Raw genomic sequence first — 22,347 nt, forward strand, 5'->3', positions numbered from 1 at the left:
TCTGCCTGCGCACCGCGGTCAGGTGGTACGACTGCGGCAGCTCCCGCAGACCACGCCGGTCAAGGTTGACGTCCACGATCGGCGGGCCCGGCTGCACCCGGCGGGACAGCGCCAGCGCGTGCTGCTCCTCCACCACCGCCGCGAGGGCCGCGGTAGGCGTCCCTGCGCCTTGCCGATGGACCGCCCGTAGGCGGCGGCCGCGCTGTCGCTGATCGAGCTGGACACGCTGGCGGTGTCCTCAGCGATCCGGGTGAACGCCTGGTCGACGTCCGCGGTAGCGGCGGCGAGCACTTGGTCGGCCTTGTCGCGGTCGACGGGCGTCGCGCTCAGAAGTGTCCTCCCCACGCAGGCTGGGGTCAGTCGCCGGTGACTGCGGGTTGTTCGTCGACGAGGCCGCAGGCGAACGGGAAGGCCTCCAGGAACTCTCGCCGGCCCGGATCCGTCTCGGCCGTGGCCAAGTCCGCGAGCACGGTGAGGAACCGGTCGCGCTGGCCGTCCGGAAGCCGTGTCAGCGCCCAGCTCACACTCTCCATCACCCTCACCGCGGCATCGGGGTCCACCTCGTCGTCCTCGGAGCTGTCGAGGAACCGGACGATGTCCACAACCAGTCCGGCAAGGACGAGCACCAACGGATCCGTGTCAGTCACCCCGGCAACCTACCCACCCCCAACGACAACGGCACCCCCACCCCGGCAAGCCAGGAACCACACCCCGGACACCGCACAGAAACGCGACCCACGTCATCGCCAAGCCTGCCACGACGGAGTGCCGCTCCTTGGCACCTCAACAGACCTGCCCGGAGAGCCTTTTCCTCCTCGCGCAGGCGGGGGCGGCAATCGGGGAGGGCAACACCCCAGCCAGCCACCGAAGGGTCCTCCCCGCGAGCACGGGGGTCAGCTGTCCGGGCGCCAAGTGTCAGGCGTCCGTCTCTGAGTCCCGTGCCCATTCCTCGCGCGGCCGCAGCCGTGCCAGTAGCCGTTGGGCTTCGTAGCGGACGCCCTCGTCCTGGTCTGTTGACAGCTCGCGGTACTGCTTGATCAGCCGGTCCGCGCCTTCGGTCGTCATCCAGTCGGGGTCGCAGTCCAGAGCGGCTTGGATCTCCTCTGCGGTCCAGGTTTCCGACGCGTAGCTTCTGGCCAGCAGCACGCAGCGGAGTCCGAGGGTGTCTTCGCGTTCGAGGAGGGCCACCGCCGTCTCATGGGTGACGCCGGTGTCCTGGACGTCCAGGAGGAGGCGGTGGATGACGTCCGTCGCCTCGTCGATCCTGTCCGAACCCGCGAGCTGCCGCCCGGCCGCCGCGCGGACGGACCATGCAGGTGAGTCGGCGTTTTGAATCGCCCTGCCCAGTTCTTGGTCGTCGAGGGATGCCATGCCGCCAGCCTGCCAGGCGCCCCCGGCGATCTCCAGATGATTTTCGCTGGCCTCGCTGCTGCCTCGGTGTTCTCCCCGCGCAGTCGGGAACGATCCTTTACGGCGTAAAAGATCCGAGCCCGCAGAAGGGCAGCTCAGCACAGAGGGACTGAAGGGGCCGAATTCTGGAAGTCCTCCCCGCGAGCGCAGGGGGGTGATCCCGCGCCAGGCAATCGGCACCGTCCCGCTCCCCGAGCCGTTATGCGTCGGAGGACAGTCGGCGTGCGGCCTGGTCCCATGGCAGGGGCTCGATCAGGTCGTCCCTGTCGAAGGCGTCCTCCTCGAACCAGCTCGTCCCCGCGAGCCATGTCTCCAGCCATGCTGCGAGGCTTGCGGAGTCAAGGAACCAGCACTGATCCCACGGTCCGCCGCTGTACGGGTTCGGCTCGAAGAGCAGGACCTGACCGTCCCCATGCAGACAATCAACACCTGCGTACATGGCGCAGCCCCAGGTCAGGATCGGTACGACGCCTTCGGGCCACTGCGGGTGCTCCACTCCGACGGACGCCTCGCGTCGTGTCAGGTATTCGCCGACGACGCTGGGACCCGGACCGAGCAGTGGCAGCAGTCGGTAGTCGGGGCCGAAGCCGCCGTCAGCGACCTCGCGATACAGACGCACAAGCAGGGGATGCAGCGCGAGGCCCAGTTGTGCCTCGGCCTCCGCGATCCGGGCATCGCCGACAGGCGCGGGAAGGCCCGGGTTGTCGGATGCGGCCCGGCCGGCAACGCGTTGCACGAGGTCATCAATGTCGGTCACGACCGCGATGCTGTCAGAGCCCGCCGACATGTCGTCGGCCAGGAAACGCAGCGCGAGAACGTCGACGGGTGAGACTCAGCGGCCGAGCCGGCCTGTGAGCCCGTGCCTGCCGGAGAGCGGGACCGTCGTCCCGAGAGGTTCAGGTGAGGCGGACGAGGTGGCGGGCGGACAGCTCGCGGGGATGGCAGGTCCAGGTGAACGGTTCGGGTGTCGGGGGGCTGTCGAGGATCGTGTCGCAGCAGACGTGGCCGGGGCCGGCGCTGTAGGTGCTCTGTCGGTGGTGGGCTCCGTGGTCGAAGCCCGCCCGCAACGGCAGGGGGGTGCCCTCGGGCCGGTGGGGGGTGTCCCACTCCGGCGAGTCCAGGAGGCGGGGCTCGTCGGCGGTTGCTTCGAGGTGGGTGAAGAGCACGGGGCCGGCCCGCAGGAGACCGGTGTGCCAGATCCGGGGTGCGCGAAGGGTGGGAGGAGCCAGGAGCGCCGGTTCGACGACCCAGGTGGCGTACGGGGACGGCGAGGCGGGTGCGTCGAGGAAGAGGCTTGCCGGCCGTGGCAGGTCGGGGTGGTGGACGGCCATGACCGTCCGGTCGTGGCCGGATGCGCGGCCGAAGACGCAGACGACGATCTGGACGCCGTGCTCGGTGTCGGCGAGCACGGTCGGGAAGGCGAGGGTCGCGTCGCGGCGCCCGGGGCGTGCGAGATGGACGAGCCAGGCCGGGGCCGCGCCGGCCGGGGGTGCCACGGGCCGGCGCTCCAGGACGAGGACGGTGACCAGGCCGGCCGGCGTGTCCAGGAGGCCGCCGTGGGACAGGCGGCCGGCGCGGTCGTCCAGCAGGGTCTCGGGGCCCCGCAGGAGGCGCAGTCCGTCGCCGGTGGTGGTCGTCTCGCCCATGCCGTGACGGTAGCCCTGGGGTGGTGCGGCTGCCAGCTGCCGCACCACCACGTCGGCAAGTCAGCGGCCGTGCACGGCGCGGAGGCGCTACCCGGCTCACCCGCGTGCAGTCCTCGCCGAACGGGCTGCGGACCGGGCCGGCGACGGAGGTGTAACGCCGGGCGCACAGCGCTCCGTCACAGGTGACCTTCTCCAGCGTCGCCGCCTCACTGCCAGTCACCTCCGTGGGGCACGGCGACCCGCCACCGCGTGCCCCCGACAGCTCGGGCCCGGCAACGGCCTGCTGCGGCGGGCCGAAGGAATTCTCCCTGATCCGGCAGGCCGAAGGCGGGCCGAGCCGCAGCACTGATGGTCGGCCCTGCGCGGGGCTACAGCACGGTGAGTGTGATCACCCACAAATGCGGAACGGGCGGGTCGGGCAGGATCACGTAGTGGGCGACCAGGTCAGGCAGGACGATCTGCCGGATGCTGTCGTCGAGGTCGTCGCCGTCACTGGCCGGCCAGGACCACGGATCGGCCATCGCCCGCTCCAGACCGTCCTGGAGCTGCTTGACCTGGTCGTCGGTCAGGACGGTGCGCACCAGGGCGGCGGCCTCAGCGGACAGCCGGGCCCGGTAGGGGTGGGCGGTCACCGCAGGAAGAGGTCGTCGAAGTCGACGCCGTCGTCCTCGGGGCGGCCGGCGCGGTTCCAGTCGTGGACGGCGGCGGCGGCCAGCGCGGTGGCGCGAGCGATCCGCTCCTCGCGGGTGCCGCTGGCGGCCAGGTGGTCCGCGGTCAGGACGCGGCCGATCAGCGTGTCGACGTCGATGCCCGCACTCGCGGCCCGCTCCCTGAGGTCGCGGACCAGCTCATCGTCCAGCCGGGTCGTCAGCTCTACGGTCATGAGCCGATGGTAGAGCCCGCCCGCGCCCCGGCGCAGGGGGCCGGGGAAGCCGCGCAGTCCGCTGGCGCCCCGGCGAGGCATGCGACGGTCGATAGCCGCTTCAAGTGTGAACGACCGGCCCGGCCGAGTCGCTCCCCCTGTCGTGGGTAAGGACGGCGGTATGGACAACGGCACGGAGAAGCCCCCCGCCGTGAGGGCCGGAACGGGCAGCACCGACACCGTACTGGTGGTGGTACGCGGACCGAGCGGCGCCGGGAAGTCGAGCACCGCCGCCCGGATCCGCTCCGCCTACGGCCGCGGCCTGGCCGTCGTCGGACAGGATCTGCTGCGCCGTGAGGTGCTGCGCGAGCGGGACGTCGCCGACGGCGCGAACATCGGCCTGATCGGCCTGGTCGCCCGGCACGCCCTCGACAGCGGCTTCCACACCGTCGTCGAGGGCATTCTCGACGCCGGCCGGTACGGCGCGATGCTCACCGACCTGGTGGCCGGCCACCGCGGGCGCAGCTTCCTCTACTACCTCGACGTCGGCTTCGCCGAGACGGTGCGCCGCCACGCGACCCGGCCGCTGTCCGCCGAGGTGAGCGCCGAGCAGATGGCCGACTGGTACCGGCCGCTGGATCTCCTGCCCGGCGGCCTCGAACACGTCGTCGGCGAGGACAGCACCCTCGACGACACCGTCGCGCGGATCCTGGCCGACAGCACGCTCACCCCGCCGGGCTGGACACCACGCCCCTGAACCCGGCAGGCCGGACAAGCCGGCCGGTCAAGGTGGTGAGCACCGTCCAGCCGCTGGAGCCGTGAGCACCGGTGTCGCGGGAGGGTTCGGCGGGAGGACCGCTCGGCCAGCGGCGGGTGTCCCGGGCAGGGGTGCGCGACTGCGGCAGGATGATTCCGTGGGTCTGGGGCCTGGGCCATGGGCCTGGGGCGCAGCGTCCACGGTACGGCGGGAGGTGTGGGTCGGCCGGCTGTCCGGGAGCAGGCCCGGGGCTGTGCGCCGGAGGACAGCCGAAGAATTGCGGGCGCTTCACCAGCGGCGCACCTTGAACCTCAGGTGCAGCACCCGGTTGCCCTGGATGACCACGTGGGGATCCTCCAGCAGCTGCTGCCCGTCGAAGCTACCGAAGAAGCGCTTGCCCGACCCGAACACCACCGGCACCACGTCCATCGCCACCTCGTCCACGAGGCCGGCGGCGAGGATCTGGCCGCCTGCTTCACCGGCGCTCACGGCGACGACCCGGTCGCCGGCGAGCTCCTGGGCCTTCTCGATCGCGGCCTTCACGCCGTCGACGAAGTGGTACGGAGCCCCGGGGTGCCAGCCCTCGGGCTTGGGCCGGTGGGACACCACGACCACGTGGTCGCCCGCGGGCGGCCGGCCCTCCCAGCCGTTCACCAGGTCGAACTGGTGGCGGCCCATCACGATCACACCGATCGAGTCCCACACCGGCTGGACGTACGCCGCCGAGACACGTGAGAGCTTGAAGCCGCCTCCACCCTCGGAGTGGTCGTAACCCCCGTCCCCGTCCCCGTCCCCGTCCCCGTCCCCGGCGCCGGTTTCCGTGAGCTGGGTGTCTCCGCTGAAGTACCAGTCGTGGAGCGGCCCGACTCCGTCGTTCTTGTCGGCGATGAAGCCGTCCACCGACACGACGTTGTGCATGATCACTGAGCCCATGAGAGTCTCCCTGAATCTTCGGGAACGGTCACCTCCGATTGTGTGGTCCTCCGGGAGGGCTGCGCTTGTAGAAAATCAAAGAGCAGGCATCGGACCCTCGTCCGGCGGGAACTCCCGCTCGGGAGGGATCCGGCGTCTCAGCGCCAGGTACTCCGTCGGGGTGTGACCGGTGAAGTCCTTGAACTCCTTGCCGAAGTGAGCCTGGTCGAAGTAGCCCGCGACGAGAGCGAGCTCCGACCAGTCGACCGGGCGCACGGCGTCCACGGACCTGATCAGCTGGGCGAAGCGGTACATCCGCGCCACCTTCTTCGGGGTGACCCCGACGTTCGCCTTGAACTGCGCGGCCAGAGTGGTGCTGCTGACTCCGGCGGCGTCGCTCAGCGCACCGACGGGAACCGCGCCGTGGGAGGTCTCCAGCCATCCGCCGGTGTGCTGGACCAGGTCGAGCCCGCGCGACGGCGCCTCGATCAGGCGCGAGCGCAGCTCCTCCTCCAGGATCCGCAGCGTCGCGGCGGTGGACGTGGCCTCGCCGACCCGGTTGCGGATCCGATCCACGGACCCTCGCCACACGGCGTCGACGGGCACCCATCGGTCCCGCAGCTCGGTCGCCGGCATGTCGACGAACGCCGCCATCCCCCAGGGCTTGAAGTGCACCCCGACGAGCCTTACCCGTGTGGGGTACTCATAGAGGAAACGCCTGGTCCACAGACCCACGAACCACCCGTCCGACACCACTTCCGAAGGCACCGAAGGGTCGGAGTCCCACAGGCGGGCAGGCTCGCCCAGGTTGATGACCAGGTGCGCCGACGGCATCGGCGGAACGACCATGCGGCGGTGACCCGGCACACCGGTCAGGCAGTAGATGTCGTCGATGAACCGGTCGAGCGGCGGGGCGGGCACCCGGCCGACGTACTCCATGGACCCAGTATCGCCGACGGGGGTTCGGCCCGCCCCGGGCGATCTGCACTCGCCCCAGGCATCGACGATCACGGGTGGCATTCGCCGCCGGCGAGGGGCCCGGCTGCCGTCCGACAACCGCACGTCGCAGGGCACCGTGATGACCGTCGCCGGGACGACCGCCCGTACGGGCGGTACGACGTCCTCCCACGCGGCGGACGCCCGACGGGACCGGCAACGGGTGATCCTCACGGACGCGTGCAGGTCATGGGTCGCGGTCCACGAATACCGGCTGGTCGAGCAGCCGTCAGGGGCTTGATCCACTCGACGACCGCACCCTCGACCGCCCGTGACCGGACGGGCGCTCGCCGGAGCAGACGGTCCGGCCTCACTGGCCGCGGTGCGGACCTGCCCGACGCGCTCCGGTGCGGGTACGGCCCGGCCCCGGATGCCCCGCACGGGGGCGGCTCCGGGGCCGGGATCCCGACGGGGTGTCAGTGCTGCAGGATCTCTCCCATGTAGCCGCCGCAGCCGTTGGTGGTGTACATCGAGGAGATCCACCACCCGGCAGGGACGGTCGAGTTGGCGCAGACGTTGATGCCGTTGAACAGGCTGTTGGTGATCATCTCGCCGAGGTGGCCGCCGCAGCCGTTCCCGGCCGACTTCGCGGTGATCACCCAGCCCGCCGGGAGGGTGGAGTCGGCGCACACGCCCATTCCGCTGAAGAGCTGGTTGGTGACGGTCCCGCCCATGTGGCCGCCGCAGCTGTTGGTCAGGGCTTCGCCCGTGATCACCCAGCCGGCCGGGACGGGCGAGTCCATGCAGATGCCGACGCGGGGGTCGGCGACACGGATCGTGGCGTTGAGGTGGCCTCCGCAGCCGTTACCGCCGGACTCCGAGACGATCACCCAGCCGTCCGGGATCGGGGAGTCGCTGCAGATGCCGATGCCGTCGAACGGCGGCTGGACGGTCAGTTCCCAGGTAGCCGCCGCAGCTGTTGCTGGAGCGCTCGGAGACGATCACCTGGCCCGGCGGGACCGGTGAGTTGCCGCAGATCGTGGCAGCCGAGGCGGGAGCGGCGAAGGCCACCAGGCCGCCCGCGATGACGGCCAGGACGGCGACGACGCGCCCGAACCAATGCGAGATGGATTTCATGAGGTCTCCCGGAGGGATGGAGGGGCGGCTCGGCCGCGTTCGGGCAGGACCGGCGGTGCACCCGTGGGTCCGGCGGTCCCGGTGCGCCCACCACAGTGGCGGGCCGGTCGGGTGCGGCCAACATCGTCGCGACTCGGACAAACAATCACGGAAAAAGATCAACCCCTGGTCACCGGCCGGTCCGCTGCGGACAATCACGTGCGGACAATCAATCGGCGGGAAAGCACAGCACAGGGGAGGCCGTCGGTGGGCCGCAGACAACGGAGCCTGGACCCGCAGGCGGGGCCCGTCGCGGAGTTCGCCCTGCGGCTGCGCGCCCTGCGCGAGAGCGCCGGCACCCCAACCTTCGCCGCGATGAGCCGCAGGGTGCACCGCTCCACGACGGTCCTCTCCGAGGCGGCCGGCGGGGTGGACCTGCCGACCTGGGCGACCGTCGAGGCCTTCCTGGAAGCCTGCGGCGAGAGCGACCCCGCGCCGTGCACCGGAACGGCCACGTCCTCACCCCAGCCCACCACCCCTCCCGCACGCTGTCGACCGTCGTGGTCGTCCCGGCACCCGTGCCGCCGCCCTGGCCGGCGGCCGGGTCCGGCTGCGACGCCCGCACCCACTGGGTGTACCAGTACGACCACGCGTACCAGGGGCAGGTCTACGCCCTGCTCGCCCGCCCCGACGCCACGCCCACCGACACCACCGTCACCCTGACCTGGGGCGCCTGGCGATGGCGGCACCCGGTGACGGTGCAGCCCGGCACCCCGGAGCGCACCACCGGCGGCACCCTTCTGCTCTACGCCAAGCTGGACACCAGCCTGCGCGACCCCCTGGTCACCCTCGACACCCCCGACCCCGGCTGTGCCGCCTTCGGCACCGCCGGCCCCACCTCCGTGGCACCGCTGTCCACCGTCGACGCCAACCAGGGGTGGACCGGCGCCGAACCCACCGCCGACACCCCGGACGGTCCGGACGGTCCGGACGGTCCGGACGCGATGGACAGTACGTCCGGTCCGTCCGCCGCGACCACCGGTGACGGCGCCGACCGATGGCCGTCCGCGGGGCCCGCCCACCGGTTCGTCCTACGGGTGGGGCGAGGGGAAGTCGGTGTCGCGGCCGGCACGAACATTGCCGGCGAACCGGTGGAACCGCGCGCACGGCCCGTCCAGGCGCCCCGCTGCTCCTCACGCCGTCAGCGGCGTGCGGAACTTCGGACGATCACGGCGGCCCAGCGTGAGGGCAATGCCCGGCCTGCCCGGGGTCGACCGGGGCTCCGTGCTGGAATGGTCGCAGTCGCAGGTCCGTCGAGTGGTGAGGGAGTGCATCGTGAACGCGCCGATCCGGTGGGGCAGTGAGGATCCCGGACCGTTCTTCCACGGCACGAAGGCCGAGGTCGCGGTGGGTGCCCTCCTGGAGCCGGGGTACAGCTCGAACTACGGCGAGGGCGCCACGGCGAACTTCGTCTACCTGACCGCCACCCTGAACGCCGCCGTCTGGGGCGCCGAACTCGCGGCAGGAGCGGGGCGCGAGCGAATCTACCTGGTCGAGCCCACCGGACCGTTCGAGGACGACCCGAACCTCACCGACAAGCGGTTCCTCGGCAACCCGACCCGCTCCTACCGCACCCGTGACCCTCTGCGGGTCCTCGCGGAAGTCCGGGACTGGCAGGGGCACTCCCCCGAGGAACTGCAGCACATGCGCAACCACCTCGAAGAGCTGAGGGCCCGGGGCGTCGAAGCCATCAACGACTGAGCCCCGAGGCCCGCCCGGCTCCATGATCACTTCTGACTGGTGCCTCCGCGGTACTGGTGACTCCGCGGCACCACCGCCGTCGCGCCCTTGCCCTCGCCCTGGCGGGTATCGCGGTCGAAGGGACGCCCGTCCACGTTGCGCTCGATGAAGTACTGCTCGGCCTCGGACCGGATGCCCTCCAGTGCGAACCGCAGGTGCCCCAGCACGGGGTGGTCGCGCAGCGCGGCGCGGCGGGTCGGGCGGTCACGACGTCAACGGGTCCGCCGGTTTGGCCCGCTGCGGATGGGGCGTCTCGTGCCGGGCCAGCATCGCGACGAACTCGGAGATCTTCCTGGTGCGCGTCTCGGCCCGCTTGACAGCGTTGACCCGGTTGACCAGGGCGAAGCGGTTGGTCCTGGTGAGCACCTCGAACATCGCCTGCGCGGACGGGACTTCGGCGATCGCGGCCAGCAGGTCGGCCGGCACCTCCGCTTCCGACGACGGCGCGTAGGCCGCCGTCCAGCGCCCGTCGGCCTTCGCGGCGTCCACCGCGGCGCGGCCCGCGGGCAGCATCAGGCCGGCCGCCTCCAACCGGGCCACGTTGTCGACGTTGCGCCGCGACCAGACGCTGCGGGGCCGGCGCGGGGTCAACCGCCTCCAGGAACTCTCCTCGTCGCGCTTGCGGGCCTGGCCGTCGATCCAGCCGAAGCACAGCGCCTCGTCGACCGCCTGCTGCCAGGTCAGCGCGGTGACGGAGCCGCCCTTCCTGGTCAGGGCGAGCCACACTCCGGGAGAGGCGGCGTGGTTGTCCAGCAGCCACGCGCGCAGCGCCGCGCCGTCGGCGACGATCAGCTCGTCCAGCTCGGTTCCGGTCACCAGCACAGGTTAGTGCCACAACCCGGTGCCGCGACCGGGCTCCCGACTGCGGACACGGATCCGTTCGGCGCCGGCCGCGAAGACCGGTCACGGCACAGGCCTGGACGCCGTCGGTCAGCACTTCGCGGAGGCCGCCGATGTCAGCCGAGTACACGGCGCGCCCGCTCACCAGCACGGTGATGGCCGTCCGCACCCGCGAGGGGGCGGCGAGGATCCGGTCGACCGGTACCCACAGGGGTCGACTACGGTCGTGCGGCCGCAGAGCGGCGGCCAGGAGCCCGAAGGCCGGGACAAGAGGATCCCGGGGAGTTCGGAGGAGACGGCCAGGACGGCGGTGGTGCCGTCGCGCAGGACGGCGATGCGGTCGGCGAGTTGGAAGGTCTCTTCAACGTTGCGCAAGGAAAGTCAGCCATTCGGCTCCGGCACCGCCCGCGCGTTCAGCCGATCCCAGAACCGCTTGCGCCCTAGCGTGGCTCGGGAACGATCCGGGCACATCGCCGCCCGGATCCCCAATTCTTGTGGAGTCAGCCTTGACCCTCACCCTTGCCGAGCTCACCGGGGACTACGTGCTCGACCCCGCCCACACCCGGATCGGCTTCATCGCCCGCCACGCCATGGTGACGAAAGTCCGCGGCGCGTTCCATCAGTTCGAGGGCACCGCCCATCTGGACGGCGCCGATCCGTCCAGCTCCAGCGGCCAGGTGGTGATCAAGACCGAGAGCATCGACACCGGCGTCGAGCAGCGTGACCAGCACCTGCGCACGAACGACTTCCTCGACGCACCCACCTTCCCCGACATCACCTTCCGTACCACTGCGGTCGAACAGAAGTCCGACACCGACTACCGCGTCACCGGCGACCTCACCGTCAAGGACACGACCAAGCCGGTGACGATCGACTTCGAATACACCGGCAACGCCGTCGACCCGTACGGCAACCTGCGAGTCGGCTTGGAAGGCTCGGTGACCATCTCCCGGAAGGAGTTCGGCGTGACCTGGAACGCGGCTCTGGAGGGCGGCGGGGTGCTGGTCGGCGACAAGGTCGTCCTGGAGTTCGACATCTCCGCGATCAAGCAGAGCTGACAACGCCTGTCGACCGACTCGCCCGCGGCGCGGATCCGGCAGGAAGCGATCGTACGGCGGGCACCTCGGCGTCCGGGCGTGTGCCCACTGCCGGCGCGCACTGTGCGCCGGGCACTGTGCGCCGGGCACGGGCGGCCGGGAGAACGCATCGCGCCGGCCGGACCCGGATCGGCTGCGCACGCACGTCGGCCCGGACCGGCCGGGCCGGTGCGAAAGCTGCAGTCGGCGTGCCGGGTGCCAGGCATCCCGCCGCCCGGCGCCCGCCTGGTTCGCGACGTCGAAGTCTCCAACGGAAGCCCTTCAGATACTGGACGGTGAATCCACGGGCGCGCCGCCGCCGGGTCTCCGGGATCGGCATCGCCGTCGACAGGCCCGGCGGCATCGTGATGGGCACGCCGTGCGAAGCCGCACCCGACCCGCTTCGGTCGGGCCGCAACATCGAGGTGGACTTCCCGCCACGCGGCGCACGCCGAGTGGCGAACCCTCCCCGGATCCAGGAACAGTCGATGCATGACACAAACCACATGGACCGAAGCCAGAATTGAGCTCCCCGCCACCGAGGGCGGCCACGCCGCGGACACGGGCCTGGCCCTCATCGGCCCGGACGGCTGGGTGCACGTCAAGCCGGACAGCAGCGGCGGCGGGGGCTTCAGGTCCTACCCGCCCCAGACGGTCTTCAAGATCACCTGGAAGACCGATCCGTGGTCGGCGGACCAATAGCGCAGGCGGCAGGGACCGGGGTACGGGCACCTGAGCCGGCGCCCGGGTCGGCCCCGGCCCGCCACGGACCCTCCCCCGCTCGGCGACGGGGAGGGGAATCCGCACGCCCCTCGGTCCTCCGACCGAGGGGATCACGGTCCGCCTCGACTCGACGCCGGCTACGACTCGGCCGGTTCCGGGCTGGGGCCCAGGGGGGATCTCACGCCGCCGTCGGCGCGGCCCACAGGCCGCCGAGCAGTGCCGTCAGGTAGCGGTGCGCGGTGTCGATCCGGTCCGCGGAAGCGCCGCCGCGTATGTCCACGGCGTAGGCGATCCCGCACATGAGCGGGACCAGATCGGCCGCGGCCAGATCGGGACGGACCGCGCCGGCCGCGCGGGCCCGGTCGAGGAGGGTGGCGCCGGTCGACCACAGAGTCTCCTTGAGTTCCGTCGTCCGCGGCAGGGCGTCGGCCGAAGCGGCGGCCACCGGCGCCAGGGAGGCGTCGGTGACCTGCGCCTCGATGGTGCGGGTCAGGAAGCCCTCCAGTGCCCGCCGGGGGTCGGTGTCGGCCAGCGCCCGCCTGCCGTGGGCGGCCAGGGCCTCCAGGCAGGGGGTGGCGAGGGCCTCCAGGAGCGCCTCGGGTGTCGCGAAGTGGCGGTAGACGGTGCCGACTCCGAGCCCGGTGCGGCGGGCGACGTCGTTGAGCTGCAACGGCGTGCCTCGGTCGACGAGCTCGCGGGCGACGGCCACGATCCGGTCCCAGTTGCGGGCCGCGTCCTTGCGCAGTGGTGTCGACGTCATGGGGACATCGTAATCGGATAGCCCATCCGGATGACCCGGCCGCCCCCGCCAGGCCGGGTACGGCCCGGCTCAGGGTGCCACCAGGGGTGCGTGCTGCCGGCTGAGTCGGCGCACGGCATCGGCGACACGGGGGTCGGCGGCCGCGCGCAACGGCGTCACCGGCTGCGCCGCGGCACCGATGACGATGCCGGTCCGGCCCGCCAAGGACTCGTCGGTGGCGGCGACGACGGAGGGCCTCGCAGCCTCGGACGCCGGGCCCGCGGTGGAGCGTTCGAACTTGCGGCGCACCAGCGGCCACAGCAGCCGCAGGGCCGGCGAGACGATCCTCGGGTCGGTCAGGGTGCCGGCGGTCATCTCGGTCGCGGCGCCTCCGGGGTCGGCGGCGAGGACCGAAACGCCCGTGCCGCGCAGGCGCGACGCCAGGTCGAGGGTGTAGGCGAGGTTCGCGAGCTTGGCGCGGCCGTACCAGTGGAAGCCGTAGTAGCCACCGGGCGGCTCCACGGCGTCGAACACCCGCTTGGCGACACCGACCGCGCCCGAGGTCACGTTCACGATCCTGCTCGGCGCACCGGCCGTGAGCGTGGGCAGCAGCAGTTCCGTCAGCAGGTACGGCGAAAGGTGGTTGACGACGAACGACGCCTCGATGCCGTCCAGCTCCCGCCGATCCGCGAACATTGCCCCGACGTTGTTCACCAGCACGGTCAGCGGTTCGCCGGAGGTGGCGTGGTCGCCGGCTATCCGGCCGGCGAGCGCGCGCACACCGTCGAGCGAGCCGAGGTCGGCGGAGAGGAACCGGGCGGGGCGCGCCGGGTTCACCGCGTCGATCCGCTCCACCGCTCGAGCACCCCGCTCGGCGCTGCGTCCGATCACGGTGACGGAGAATCCGGCGGCAGCCAGGCCCAGAGCTGTCTCCAGGCCGATACCGGCGGTCCCGGCCGTGACCACAGCCGTCTTTCCCATGCGCTCCTCCAGCCAGCGATTCGGATAGGTCATCCGCTTGATGCGTGACGGTAGCACAAGCGGATGACTCATCCGTTTGCAGTGAGGGCGGAGGAGCGACTTCCTCGCCACCGTCCCGACCACCCCGCAGGCCGACCGTTACGGAGAGCCGAACACCCGCGGCTCGCGATCCTGGGCGCCCGGCGCGAAGGCACCCGCCTGCTGATCCAGGCCCTCGAACCCGAGCCCCTTCCACGGGGCCGCGTGCCTCCCGCAGCGCGGGGCGACGCGCGAGGAAAGCACTACATTTGGGCAGAAGGGACACCGTCGCGATGGGGTGTGGGCCGATGCACTCGATCACCGACTGGCTGCGCGGCCTTTCCGGTTCCGTGGTGTACGCCGTTGTCGGTGGCATGGTCCTCGTCGAGGACGCCCTGTTCTTCAGTTTCTTCGTCCCGGGCGAGACCGCTGCCGTACTCGGTGGCTTCCTCGCCCACCAGGGCAGGGTCTCCCTCGGCTGGATGGTCGTGGTCGTGGTCTGCGCGGCCGTCCTCGGTGACTCCGCCGGTTACGAGATCGGCCGCCACCTCGGTCCGGCGATCCTGCGCACCCGCCCGTTGCGGCGCCACGCGAAGCGGGTCGGCACGGCGCAGGACCTGGTCCGCCGACGGGGGCCGGCCGCCGTTTTCGTAGGACGGTTCATCGCCTTCTTCCGCCCGCTGGTGCCTTCGCTGGCCGGGATGTCGCGGATGCCGTACCGCCGGTTCCTGCTCTACAACACCCTCGGCGGGGTCGCCTGGGGCGTCGGATTCACCCTGCTCGGCTACTTCGCCGGAGCCGCCTACAGCAGGGTGGAGAGCACGGTCGGCCGGTTCACCGCGATCGCGATCGGCGCGGTCGTCGCCCTCGCGCTGCTGGTCCGGTACCTGCGGCGGCACCGCTCGCGCGGCCGGGGCCGGTCGGACCGCGACAGCGGCCAGGAGCCCTGAACCGACCCGGCAGCGGTCCGCCGGCGGTACCGGGAGCGGCCCCGGTGTCGGACCCGCGAACCCAGGTGTCGGACCCGCTGCCTAGGCTGGGGGCAGCCGATGATCAAGGGAGCAGGACTGTGCGGATCGAACGTCACCAGGTGGACGGGGCGCGGGTCGCGGAAGCCCGCGAGGACTTCGTGAACCGGATCGGAAGGCAGGTCCACTCCTACTCCCGCGCCGGTCTGATGACCACCACCGAGTGGCAGCTGATCTCCGACTCCTTCCTCGACTACCTCGGCGCCCTCTCCACCACCCGGCCCGACCTGCACTCCGCCGAGGCCAGGGCGGTCCTCAGGGACGCCGCCGCGGCCGCCGCCGGCGCCGTTTCCTTCGCCGCCTACTACCCGGTCGACAGCTTCCACGTCTTCCTCGACTACCCGAACTTCGGGATGAGCTACGACCGCGAGCACGGGCAGGAGCGCGACCCCCACCACCGGGTCACCGCACGGGACTGGCTCGACGCCTTCTGCCTCGCCATCGTCTCCGACCAGGTCTCCGTCCACGGTGAGGCCTTCGGCTGGGCCCGGCAGCTGATGCCCGACGGACCGGCCACGCCGACCCTCGAACTCGTCGACGGCCTCCTGACCCACTTCTTCGAGGCCGACGGCGTCCCGGCCGCCGGCACCACCCCCGTCGCCGAACTGCAGCCCGGCCTGCGCGCCCTGCGCGCTCTCGGCACCGGGGACCGCGAGGTCTTCGACGCCGCCCTGCTCGCCCTGCTCCAGGACGGGCCGCACGGTACCGGCCCGGCGAGCCTCCTGCCGCTGGTCCCGATAGCCCTCGCCGCCCTCGCGTACCGCACCCACGGCTGGGCTCCGGCAGTGGACACCGACTACCTCCCGCACGCCCTGGTCACCGGTTTCGAGACGGCCGGCCCGCGCGTCCACGCCTTCGGCCGCGACCCGCGCCCCGACGCCGTGGCCGCGCTCGCCGCCGGGCCCGTCCACGTCGAGCGGACCAGCACGGACCGCCCGTACAGCCCGGAGAGCGAGGCGCGGTTCGAGCGGCGCACCCTGGAGGCCGTCACGGCCGCCGAGGGCGAGCCGCTGGACGCGTGGGAGCTCACGGGCGCCCTGCGCTACCAGACCTACCTGCTCGCGGCGCGCGCCTCGGAGTGCGACGACGCCACCGACGCCGTGATCGCCACCCTGCGGCGCGGCTCCCAGCTGGGGGCCGCCGTGTTCCGGGCCGCCCTCGCCGAGCCGGGTACCGAGGCCGAGGCGACGATCGACGGCCGCGCCCTGCGCTTCCCCGCCCGCCGGGACCGGGACTTCGGTCCGGCCTTCTGGCAGACCGCCCTGTCCTTCGCCCTGATCACCGGCTCCCCCGAGGACCTCGAACCGCTTGTCCTGGCCGGCCCCACGATCGCCGCCGAGGACCGCTCCCCGTCCGCCTCGTACCGCGCCGCCCTGCACGACCACCTCCGCGGCGCCGACCCGCGCCCGGCCACCGAGCGGGCACTGAAGGAGGCGGAGCGCATCAGGGAGGGCTGGCTCCCGGCTCCGGCCGTCCTCCTCTCGCAGCTGATCGGGGGCGACGCGACCGGTTTCGACCTCGCCCTCCTCGACGCCCTGGAAGCCCATCGCGACCACCACAGCGTCGCCGACCGCGACACCGACGCAGCTGCCCCGCTCAGCCTCGACGTGCTCGCCCTCGCCTGCCACGCCCGCCGTACCCGCGGCTGGGTCACCCGCGTCCGCTCGCCCTACCTCCCGCCCCGCCTCCTCGAAGCCGCCGGCCGGCCCTGACCCCGCCCGACCCGGTCCGCCGCGGCCACCTGCGCGGTCGGAGCGGCAGCGGCCGGGGCGGCCGCGTCCGAGGTTGCCCGGACCCGGGCGGCGCGGTGCCGGAAGCGGTCCCCGGACGGCACGGGGTTCGCATGCTCCGGTCCGATCGGGGAAGTCGACCGTCGCACCACGCAGACCGGCGACCGCGCAGGAGGCACCCGTGAACAGCGGACTGTGGGACTACAGCAACGCCGAGGGCTACGGCGCGACACTGGACCTGACGGGCTACCGGGTCGAGGCGGAGGACGGACCCGTCGGGAAGGTCGACCGGCACAGCCAGGACGTCGACTTCGCGCACCTCGTGGTCGACACCGGCCCGTGGATCTTCGGCCGAGAGATCCTCCTGCCCGCCGGAACGGTCCGGCGGGTGGACGCCGAGGAGCGGGCGGTGTGGGTGAACCGGACGAGGGACGAGATCAAGAACGCCCCGGAGTACCACAGGTACCGGCACGCCGACGACCTCGACTACCACCTCACGGTCGGCGCCTACTACAGCGGTGCCGCCTGACCCGCCCACCCTCTGTCGTCCGCCGGGCCCCGACCATGCGGTCGGGGCCCGGCGGACGGCGCTCCGGTCGGGGCCGTCCGCTCACACGGGAGGCCCGGGGAGGGCAACCGGGCCGGCCCTGCGGGCGAGGGCCGAGGTGGTGTCCTGCTCGGCCCGGCGCGGGTGGCGGTGCCGCCAGTACGGATTGTCCAGCGGCAGCTTGCCGCTCACCCGGCCGTACATGCCGAAGGTGGCGATCACCAGCCCCATGACGAAGCTGAAAAGCACGTTCGGGATGCGGAAGGCCAGGAGGTTGGCCGAGGAGTCCAGCAGGGCGAGGTTGACGAAGCCGCTGAGGACGAACAGCGTGCCGACAGTGATGTTCACGGTGGAGGCCACGTTGCCGCCGATCACCGCGCCGCCGATCAGCACCACGGCCGTCACCACCGACACGAGGCTCAGCAGGCCGTTGCTGGAGAGTCCGGCGACCCGTTCGCCACTGGTGCTGAAGACCGGCAGTCCGTCCGCGAGGCCGAGGCAGCCGAAGACGAGCAGGGCCACCCCGCAGAGCCCGGCGCCGATGCGGTAGACCTGGGACAGGTGGTGGTCGACCGGAAGGTCGTCGTGCAGTTTCATCGCCGGCTCCTTGTCGGAGGAGAGGATCAGTGCACGCCGTGCGGTGCACGGCCCTGTTCCGGAGCCTCGGGCCCGGTGGCGGCCGGGCCCAGTCGCAGCGATGCTGCAGCGTTCGGAAACCGGTCGTGATTCGGCGGCCGGTGGTTGGCTGCGGCTGGTGGACCGGGCGGGCGCCCCGTGTGCGGGGCTGGCGGAACCCGGCGGATCAGCCCGGTTGCAGGGCCCGCGCCAGGTCCTCGGCCTCGCGGAGCTGCTCGACGCCCAGCCGGCGAAGGCCGCGCAGCAGCAGGGCGGCGTCCGTCGCGGACGCGTCCGGCCGGGGTGCGTCCGGCGGCAGCGGCATGCCGAGGAGCGCCGCCGGCACGGACGCGGGCAGGCCGAGCACGGTGGCGAAGTCGACGAGCAGATCCGGGGTCAGCCGGTCCTCCCCGGAGGCGATCCGCCCGTAGGCGGTGGACATCCAGTAGCGGCCGGTGAGCAGGTGGAACACCTTCGCCGTCCCGGTCCAGCCGAGGTTGCGGGTGGCGACCATCCGCATCAGCAGGTTCCCGGCGGCCCGCGGGTCGGGGGCGGGGGCCGAGGCGGGCAGGCCCTCGATCCGACCGGTCGCCCGGGCGGGCGGCAGACCGGCGACGAACGCGCGGAGTTCGGCCCGCCGGTCGGCCGGCAGCGCCTTGCCGAACCGCACCACGCTGACGATGGAGGTGGTGGCCATCCCGCCGGCCGGTGCGAGGTCCTCCGGCAGCGGGACGGCCGCGATCTCGAACAGGTCGGCGGTGTCCAGGCCGAGCGCGGGGGCGAGGCGGCGCAGCAGCGCCTGGTCCGGCGCGGCACCGTCCAGCAGCGCGACCACGTCGGCCTCGCCGGCCCCCGCCCCGTGGGCGAACTCGGCGGGCTCCTGACCCTGGTGGTGCAGCAGGCGGGTCAGCAGGACGGCGAAGCCTGGAAGCTCTGTCATGGCGCCAGCATAGGGCGAGCCGGCCGGCCGGCCGCACCGCCGCCCACCTGGGCGGATGCCGCGGACGAGTGGCGGCGGGCAACCGTGCGGCGGGGGCGGTCGAACGGCTGTCCTGGGCCCAGGAGGCCGAGCTCCTGTCCGGACCGGGTGCGCCGGGAGTCCCGCCGAGCTCGGGGGCCGGCCGGGAGCACCGGCCGGCCGGCCGACGGCTCAGAAGGCGGAGTTAGTGGTCCAGTGCGCGAGCAGCTCGTCGTCCCCCCGCACCTCGAACCGGTCGGCGGACCGGTCCAGTCGGCCGTAGAGGAGGAGCAGCAGGTCCGCGGCGGTGCCCCGGACCGACGCGTCGGCGCTCGCTGCGGCCTCCCGGGCCTCCCGGTCGAGCCCGACGAGCCCGAAGCCGTCGGGGCGCAGCCGGACCAGCCAGTCCCCGTCGCCGTCGGTGCGGGTGAACCGGATGGTCCGGTCCGCGCCCCGGAGGGCGGCCGTTCCGGGGGCGAACCCGGCGGCGAAAGGCAGGTTGGTCAGGAACTCCGAGACGCCGTCGGCGGCCAGCACCGGGTCGATGTCGGGGTCCAGGCCCAGGGCGAGGTCGGCGTCGACGCGGTGCACCAAGGTCTCGAACAGCATCCGGCGCACCCAGAAGCGGGCGTGCTGGTCGGCGCCCCAGGCCCACATCGGCGCGTCGAGGTCGGCCGAGGCGAATTCCGCGCCGGCCTGCGCCGCGGCCTCGGCCAGCCAGGCGGGGTAGCCGTCCGGCGTCGGCGGCAGGTTCAGCTCGACGTCCCTGCTGCGCGGCGGCTCCTGGAGTTTCTGCCGCAGCAGGACGGTGAACCAGCGCTGCACGCTGCCGGTGTGGCGCACCAGGTCGGACAGCGTCCAACCGGGGCAGGTGGGGACCGGGGTGGCCGGGTCGGCGGCGCGGACGGTGGTGACGAAGCGCGCGGTCTCGGCGGCGACGGCGGCGGCGTGGTCGACGGGGCTGGTCACGGGTTCGTTCTCCGGGGTGGTCACGGGTTCGTTCTCCGGGGTGGTCGGTCGGCTCGGACGGCGGCGCCGCTCGGCTCAGGTGAGCGGCTTGTCGACGACGGCCTTGGCGTGGCTGAACGTGTCGATGGAGTACTCGCCGTGGTAGCGGCCCATGCCGCTCTCCCCCACGCCGCCGAAGGGCAGGTCGGGCATGGCGAGGTGGGAGACCGGCAGGCCGAAGGAGAGCGCGCCGGAGGAGGTCTCCTCGGTGAGCCGCCGCTTGGTCCGCTCGGACTCGGTGAAGGCGTAGAGGGCGAGCGGCTTGTCACGCTCGTTGATGAAGGCGATCGCCGCGTCGAGGTCGGGCACGGCGACGATCGGCAGGATCGGGCCGAAGATCTCCTCGCGCATCACCGGCGCGTCCGGGGAGACGTCCGCGAGGACGGTCGGGGCGAGGTAGCGCTCACCGCGGTCGTGCCCGCCGCCGGTGACGACCCTCCCGTCGTCCAGCAGCGCGGTCAGCCGGTCGAAGTGGCGGTCGTTGACGATCCGCCCGTACTCGGGCGCGGCGGCCGGGTCGTCGCCGAGCAGCTCGCGCACGGCGTCGGCGAGGTGCCGCTCCAGTGCGGTGGCGCTCTCGCCGATGGCGAGGACGTAGTCGGGGGCCACACAGGTCTGGCCCGCGTTGAGGAACTTGCCCTGGGCGATCCGGTTCGCGGTGACCACCAGGTCGGCGCCGGGCTCGACCACGACCGGGCTCTTGCCGCCGAGTTCCAGGGTGACCGGGGTGAGGTGGCGGGCGGCCGCGGCCATCACGATCCGGCCGACCGCGCCGTTGCCGGTGTAGAAGATGTGGTCGAACCGCTGCTCCAGCAGGGCGGTGGTCTCGGGGACGGCGCCCTCGACCACGGCCACCGTGTCCGGGCCGAGGTAGCGCGGCAGCAGCCGGGCCATCGCGGCGGACGTGGCGGGGGCGAGCTCGCTGGGCTTGACGACCACCGTGTTGCCGGCCGCCAGGGCTCCCAGCAGCGGGACCAGCGCCAGCTGCAGCGGGTAGTTCCAGGGTGCGACGACCAGGACCACGCCGAGCGGATCGCGGACCACGCGGGCCGAGGCGGGCCGGAAGAACCCGGGGACATCGGCGGGCTTCGGCCGGAGCCACTCCTCCAGGTGCGCGACGGTGTGGTCGAGCTCGTTCAGCGTGAACCCGATCTCGGTGCGGTACGCCTGCGCCGCGCTCTTGCCGAGGTCGGCGGCCAGCGCCTGCTGGAACACCTCGGCCTGCTCGGTGAGCATCGAACGCAGGGCGGCGAGCCGCTCCAGGCGCCGGGCCAGGGGCTTGGTCCGGCCGCTGTCGAAGGTGGCGCGCAGGCGGGCGACCGGGGCGGAAACGTCGGCCGCATCGGAGTGCGGGGTGTGCGTCATGAGGGTCACGCGGTCCTTCCAGGGGCTTGAAGACCTGGATGGTTGATGTCTTCAAGTAATTTCGACGGTAGACCTCGATGGTTGAGGATGTCAACCGATCTCCCTATGCTGGACCCATGCCCCAGACGCCCCAGCCCGCACCAGCACCCTCCCCCGAAGAGCTGATGGACCGGCTCGCGCGGGTGGCGGCGTCCTACTACCGCCACTTCGCGACGGTGGCCGCCGAGCACGGGCTCACCCTGATGCAGGGCAAGACGCTCAGCCTGCTGGTCCGCCCCCGGCCCATGCGCGCCCTCGCCGACCTGCTGGCCTGCGACGCCTCCAACGTCACCGGCATCGTCGACCGGCTGGCGGCCCAGCACCTCGTCCGCCGGGAAACCGACCCGGCCGACCGCCGGATCAAGAACATCGTGCTGACCGAACAGGGCGAGCGCACCGTCCGCGGCATCCGGGCCGAGCTGATGTCCGGCCTCACCGCGCTCGAACACCTCGCACCCGACGAGCGCGACACCCTGCACACCCTGCTGGGCCGCGCCTTCCCCGAGACCGCCGCCCCTGGGGACCGGGCCCCCCGTTCCGCCTGACCGGCAGACGGACGGGTCGCGGGGCTTCACGGGCACCCGCGTCGCGCCCGCCCTTCCGGCAGGGCGGCCGATTGCTTGACATTCTCAATCATCCAGTCCTACTGTCATATTGCTTGAGGACCTTAAATATCGATCACCTCAATACTTCTTGCAAGGAGCACCGCCATGAAGGCCATCACCTACCGCAGCTACGGCGGACCGGACGTCCTGGAGTACGGCGACGTGCCCGAGCCCAAGCTCGGCCCGGACTCCGTGCTGGTCCGGGTGGTGGCGGCCTCGGTCAACCCGGTCGACTGGAAGATCCAGGCCGGCTACCTCGACGGCGTGCTGGACGTCGTCTTCCCCGTGATCCCCGGCTGGGACGTCGCCGGGGTCGTGGAGCGGGTCGGCGTCGCCGTCACCGAGTTCGCCCCGGGCGACGAGGTGATCGGCTACGCCCGCGAGGACATGGTGCGCCGCGGCACCTTCGCCGAGTACGTCGCCGCGCCCGTGCGCACCCTCGCCCGCAAGCCGGCGAACCTCGACTTCGCCCAGGCCGCCGGCCTGCCGCTGGCCGGCCTCACCGCGTACCAGGCACTGACCCGCGCGCTTGAGCTCAAGCCGGGCGAGACCGTGCTGGTCCACGCGGCCGCCGGCGGGGTCGGCTCGCTCGCCGTCCAGATCGCCGTCGCCCTGGGCGCCCGGGTGATCGGCACC

Annotated in this window: 28 protein-coding genes and 1 pseudogene; 11 read left to right on the plus strand and 18 right to left on the minus strand. The window is 72.4% G+C overall.

Going from position 1 to position 22,347, the window contains the following annotated elements:
* Window positions 1–356: 356 nt before the first annotated feature.
* The 6 genes from BI06_RS39415 to BI06_RS39440 all read right to left on the minus strand — a co-directional run bounded on the left by BI06_RS39415 (window position 357) and on the right by BI06_RS39440 (window position 3,939).
* Entirely contained in the window at window positions 357–626 is a 270-nt protein-coding gene (locus BI06_RS39415; protein ID WP_233290483.1) for a hypothetical protein, read from the minus strand.
* Between the two features lie 289 nt (window positions 627–915).
* Window positions 916–1,371, minus strand: coding sequence for a hypothetical protein (locus BI06_RS39420; RefSeq protein WP_051742827.1), 456 nt, complete (start codon window positions 1,369–1,371; stop codon window positions 916–918).
* Window positions 1,372–1,609: 238 nt separating this feature from the next.
* Window positions 1,610–2,197 carry an SMI1/KNR4 family protein gene (locus BI06_RS39425; protein WP_051742828.1) on the minus strand — a complete coding sequence of 196 codons (588 nt, stop codon included), beginning with the start codon at window positions 2,195–2,197 and terminating at the stop codon, window positions 1,610–1,612.
* Window positions 2,198–2,306: 109 nt separating this feature from the next.
* The gene (locus tag BI06_RS39430; RefSeq protein WP_043476612.1) at window positions 2,307–3,056 is read right to left on the minus strand and encodes a hypothetical protein; all 750 of its coding nucleotides are present in this window, start codon (window positions 3,054–3,056) and stop codon (window positions 2,307–2,309) included.
* A gap of 368 nt (window positions 3,057–3,424) precedes the next feature.
* Window positions 3,425–3,688 carry a hypothetical protein gene (locus BI06_RS39435; RefSeq protein ID WP_043476614.1) on the minus strand — a complete coding sequence of 88 codons (264 nt, stop codon included), beginning with the start codon at window positions 3,686–3,688 and terminating at the stop codon, window positions 3,425–3,427.
* The gene (locus BI06_RS39440; protein ID WP_149030630.1) at window positions 3,685–3,939 is read right to left on the minus strand and encodes a hypothetical protein; all 255 of its coding nucleotides are present in this window, start codon (window positions 3,937–3,939) and stop codon (window positions 3,685–3,687) included. Before BI06_RS39440 ends, BI06_RS39435 begins: the two co-directional genes overlap by 4 nt.
* A gap of 160 nt (window positions 3,940–4,099) precedes the next feature.
* Between BI06_RS39440 and BI06_RS39445 the strand changes: the two genes are divergently transcribed.
* Window positions 4,100–4,675, plus strand: coding sequence for a kinase (locus tag BI06_RS39445; protein ID WP_051742829.1), 576 nt, complete (start codon window positions 4,100–4,102; stop codon window positions 4,673–4,675).
* A 288-nt stretch (window positions 4,676–4,963) separates the two neighbouring features.
* On the opposite strand, the gene BI06_RS39450 is transcribed toward BI06_RS39445, so the two are convergent.
* The 4 genes from BI06_RS39450 to BI06_RS51850 form a co-directional block, all read right to left on the minus strand.
* Window positions 4,964–5,608, minus strand: coding sequence for a dihydrofolate reductase family protein (locus BI06_RS39450; RefSeq protein WP_043476620.1), 645 nt, complete (start codon window positions 5,606–5,608; stop codon window positions 4,964–4,966).
* 75 nt (window positions 5,609–5,683) lie between these two features.
* The gene (locus tag BI06_RS39455; RefSeq protein WP_030394389.1) at window positions 5,684–6,526 is read right to left on the minus strand and encodes an AraC family transcriptional regulator; all 843 of its coding nucleotides are present in this window, start codon (window positions 6,524–6,526) and stop codon (window positions 5,684–5,686) included.
* 473 nt (window positions 6,527–6,999) lie between these two features.
* Window positions 7,000–7,413 carry a hypothetical protein gene (locus tag BI06_RS39460; protein ID WP_043476623.1) on the minus strand — a complete coding sequence of 138 codons (414 nt, stop codon included), beginning with the start codon at window positions 7,411–7,413 and terminating at the stop codon, window positions 7,000–7,002.
* On the minus strand, window positions 7,388–7,660 hold the full coding sequence (locus BI06_RS51850) for a hypothetical protein (RefSeq protein ID WP_158516521.1): 273 nt from the start codon (window positions 7,658–7,660) through the stop codon (window positions 7,388–7,390). Before BI06_RS51850 ends, BI06_RS39460 begins: the two co-directional genes overlap by 26 nt.
* Between BI06_RS51850 and BI06_RS54905 the strand changes: the two are divergent.
* The 3 genes and pseudogenes from BI06_RS54905 to arr all read left to right on the plus strand — a co-directional run.
* A pseudogene (locus BI06_RS54905) lies at window positions 7,643–8,116 on the plus strand (helix-turn-helix domain-containing protein); the annotation flags it as partial. The gene BI06_RS51850 and the pseudogene BI06_RS54905 overlap by 18 nt on opposite strands.
* A 20-nt stretch (window positions 8,117–8,136) precedes the next feature.
* Complete coding sequence (locus BI06_RS54325) at window positions 8,137–9,003, plus strand: hypothetical protein (RefSeq protein WP_043476629.1); 867 nt, start codon at window positions 8,137–8,139, stop codon at window positions 9,001–9,003.
* Window positions 8,960–9,400 (plus strand): NAD(+)--rifampin ADP-ribosyltransferase, encoded by a 441-nt coding sequence (arr, locus tag BI06_RS39475; RefSeq protein WP_304440904.1) that lies wholly within the window; start codon window positions 8,960–8,962, stop codon window positions 9,398–9,400. The genes BI06_RS54325 and arr overlap by 44 nt, the downstream gene beginning before the upstream one ends.
* A 26-nt stretch (window positions 9,401–9,426) precedes the next feature.
* Here arr and BI06_RS39480 read toward each other — a convergent pair whose 3' ends face one another.
* Together BI06_RS39480 and BI06_RS39485 are read right to left on the minus strand one after the other, a co-directional pair.
* Entirely contained in the window at window positions 9,427–9,606 is a 180-nt protein-coding gene (locus BI06_RS39480; RefSeq protein WP_030394392.1) for a hypothetical protein, read from the minus strand.
* 37 nt (window positions 9,607–9,643) lie between these two features.
* Window positions 9,644–10,258, minus strand: a complete 615-nt coding sequence (locus BI06_RS39485) for a YdeI family protein (RefSeq protein ID WP_030394393.1) — start codon at window positions 10,256–10,258, stop codon at window positions 9,644–9,646.
* Between the two features lie 527 nt (window positions 10,259–10,785).
* Here BI06_RS39485 and BI06_RS39490 point away from each other — a divergent pair.
* Both BI06_RS39490 and BI06_RS39495 read left to right on the plus strand, forming a co-directional pair.
* Window positions 10,786–11,337 (plus strand): YceI family protein, encoded by a 552-nt coding sequence (locus BI06_RS39490; protein WP_030394394.1) that lies wholly within the window; start codon window positions 10,786–10,788, stop codon window positions 11,335–11,337.
* A gap of 510 nt (window positions 11,338–11,847) precedes the next feature.
* Entirely contained in the window at window positions 11,848–12,057 is a 210-nt protein-coding gene (locus BI06_RS39495; protein WP_030394395.1) for a hypothetical protein, read from the plus strand.
* A 199-nt stretch (window positions 12,058–12,256) separates the two neighbouring features.
* Here the strand turns inward: BI06_RS39495 and BI06_RS39500 are convergent, their stop codons facing one another.
* On the minus strand, window positions 12,257–12,838 hold the full coding sequence (locus BI06_RS39500; protein WP_043476632.1) for a TetR/AcrR family transcriptional regulator: 582 nt from the start codon (window positions 12,836–12,838) through the stop codon (window positions 12,257–12,259).
* 69 nt (window positions 12,839–12,907) lie between these two features.
* Window positions 12,908–13,798: an SDR family NAD(P)-dependent oxidoreductase gene (locus BI06_RS39505; protein ID WP_037780107.1), complete on the minus strand. Its 891-nt coding sequence runs from the start codon at window positions 13,796–13,798 to the stop codon at window positions 12,908–12,910.
* A 326-nt stretch (window positions 13,799–14,124) separates the two neighbouring features.
* Here BI06_RS39505 and BI06_RS39510 point away from each other — a divergent pair, with 326 nt between their 5' ends.
* The 3 genes from BI06_RS39510 to BI06_RS39520 all read left to right on the plus strand — a co-directional run bounded on the left by BI06_RS39510 (window position 14,125) and on the right by BI06_RS39520 (window position 17,103).
* Window positions 14,125–14,766, plus strand: a complete 642-nt coding sequence (locus tag BI06_RS39510; RefSeq protein ID WP_030394398.1) for a DedA family protein — start codon at window positions 14,125–14,127, stop codon at window positions 14,764–14,766.
* A gap of 119 nt (window positions 14,767–14,885) precedes the next feature.
* Complete coding sequence (locus BI06_RS39515) at window positions 14,886–16,556, plus strand: immunity 49 family protein (RefSeq protein WP_051742830.1); 1,671 nt, start codon at window positions 14,886–14,888, stop codon at window positions 16,554–16,556.
* Window positions 16,557–16,755: 199 nt separating this feature from the next.
* On the plus strand, window positions 16,756–17,103 hold the full coding sequence (locus BI06_RS39520) for a hypothetical protein (protein ID WP_030394400.1): 348 nt from the start codon (window positions 16,756–16,758) through the stop codon (window positions 17,101–17,103).
* An 81-nt stretch (window positions 17,104–17,184) separates the two neighbouring features.
* Here BI06_RS39520 and BI06_RS39525 read toward each other — a convergent pair whose 3' ends face one another.
* From BI06_RS39525 to BI06_RS39540, 4 genes are all read right to left on the minus strand, one after another.
* The gene (locus BI06_RS39525; RefSeq protein WP_030394401.1) at window positions 17,185–17,718 is read right to left on the minus strand and encodes a DUF4383 domain-containing protein; all 534 of its coding nucleotides are present in this window, start codon (window positions 17,716–17,718) and stop codon (window positions 17,185–17,187) included.
* A gap of 205 nt (window positions 17,719–17,923) precedes the next feature.
* Window positions 17,924–18,676, minus strand: coding sequence for a hypothetical protein (locus BI06_RS39530; protein ID WP_037780110.1), 753 nt, complete (start codon window positions 18,674–18,676; stop codon window positions 17,924–17,926).
* Window positions 18,677–18,886: 210 nt separating this feature from the next.
* Complete coding sequence (locus tag BI06_RS39535) at window positions 18,887–19,687, minus strand: maleylpyruvate isomerase family mycothiol-dependent enzyme (protein ID WP_051742831.1); 801 nt, start codon at window positions 19,685–19,687, stop codon at window positions 18,887–18,889.
* A 51-nt stretch (window positions 19,688–19,738) separates the two neighbouring features.
* Window positions 19,739–21,067: an aldehyde dehydrogenase family protein gene (locus BI06_RS39540; RefSeq protein ID WP_043476819.1), complete on the minus strand. Its 1,329-nt coding sequence runs from the start codon at window positions 21,065–21,067 to the stop codon at window positions 19,739–19,741.
* 116 nt (window positions 21,068–21,183) lie between these two features.
* Here BI06_RS39540 and BI06_RS39545 point away from each other — a divergent pair, with 116 nt between their 5' ends.
* Window positions 21,184–21,651, plus strand: coding sequence for a MarR family winged helix-turn-helix transcriptional regulator (locus BI06_RS39545; RefSeq protein WP_233290485.1), 468 nt, complete (start codon window positions 21,184–21,186; stop codon window positions 21,649–21,651).
* A 165-nt stretch (window positions 21,652–21,816) separates the two neighbouring features.
* A partial coding sequence (locus BI06_RS54330) for an NADP-dependent oxidoreductase (RefSeq protein ID WP_043476636.1) occupies window positions 21,817–22,347 on the plus strand: 531 nt, incomplete at its 3' end.

This window comes from Kitasatospora sp. MBT66, from assembly GCF_000710405.2.
Classification (GTDB): domain Bacteria; phylum Actinomycetota; class Actinomycetes; order Streptomycetales; family Streptomycetaceae; genus Kitasatospora; species Kitasatospora purpeofusca.